The sequence below is a fragment of the Sulfitobacter sp. HI0129 genome (assembly GCF_001635395.1).
GTDB lineage: Bacteria > Pseudomonadota > Alphaproteobacteria > Rhodobacterales > Rhodobacteraceae > Sulfitobacter.
This window is the reverse complement of record NZ_LWGH01001092.1, coordinates 1-769: the sequence shown is the minus strand read 5'-3', so window position 1 is coordinate 769 and position 769 is coordinate 1. Positions and strand designations below refer to the sequence as shown.

3 protein-coding genes are annotated in these 769 nt (G+C 65.0%); 1 reads left to right on the top strand and 2 read right to left on the bottom strand.

The window, feature by feature from the left end:
• Window positions 1–196 (bottom strand): hypothetical protein (locus A3764_RS26180; RefSeq protein ID WP_236628308.1); only part of this gene is annotated, 196 nt, incomplete at its 3' end.
• Here A3764_RS26180 and A3764_RS24335 point away from each other — a divergent pair.
• Window positions 101–406 (top strand): EthD family reductase, encoded by a 306-nt coding sequence (locus A3764_RS24335; protein ID WP_269084727.1) that lies wholly within the window; start codon window positions 101–103, stop codon window positions 404–406. The two genes, A3764_RS26180 and A3764_RS24335, sit on opposite strands and share 96 nt — an antisense overlap.
• Window positions 407–549: 143 nt before the next feature.
• On the opposite strand, the gene A3764_RS25575 is transcribed toward A3764_RS24335, so the two are convergent.
• A partial coding sequence (locus A3764_RS25575) for a hypothetical protein (protein WP_161487539.1) occupies window positions 550–769 on the bottom strand: 220 nt, incomplete at its 5' end.

Here is a 769-nt window from a genome sequence, read left to right as displayed (position 1 = left end):
GTGAAGCCCGTGCTGCGGATGATGCAGGACTGACGCGGCCCGCGCGGCCCGCGCGGCCCGTATCGGATCGGAGAGACAGGATGTCAAACGGACAAGTTTTCTGGCCGCGAAAGACGGCATTGAACGGGATGACTTCATAGCCTACTGGACGGGCATTCATGCGCCCATTGCGGCGAAACTGCCGGGGCTGGTCCATTACTCGATCTCCATCCTGGACGGGGCGCAGGCGCTGCGCTCGCCCGGCGGGCGCGAGGTGATCGGCTTTGCCACGCTTGGGTTTGCATCGGACGCGGATGTCGGGCCGGCGGTCGGTTCGCCCGAGGGCGCGGCGGCGGCGCGGGATCTGGAAAACTTTGCCGAGGAAGTGCTGCGTTTCGAGGTGCAGGACACCGTATTGATCGACTGACGTGTTCGGACAGGTTTGGCGTGGCCGGGCCGGTGCGTTTGGCACGTCGCCGGCCCGCTTCCCATTCGCAATACGAATTATGATGCCATTATAGAATCACCCGGTGTGACGAGGGACCATCGGCGATCCGGCATGGCCTTTGGTCAGGCGATCTCACCCGTCAGCCGGGCAAAGGCCCCTTCGGCCAGCTGTTTCTGGACGGCGGGCGATAGGCTTCCGTCCTGGCGGAAGATCCTTGAGGTCGAGCCGAGTTCGAATTTCTGCGAATAGACGTTTGCGCCAAGCTCCAGCAGGAACTGGTGCAGGGCCGGGTGGCCGCGCAGCGCGCCCACGCCGCCCACCGGCGCGCCGCACAGGGTGATC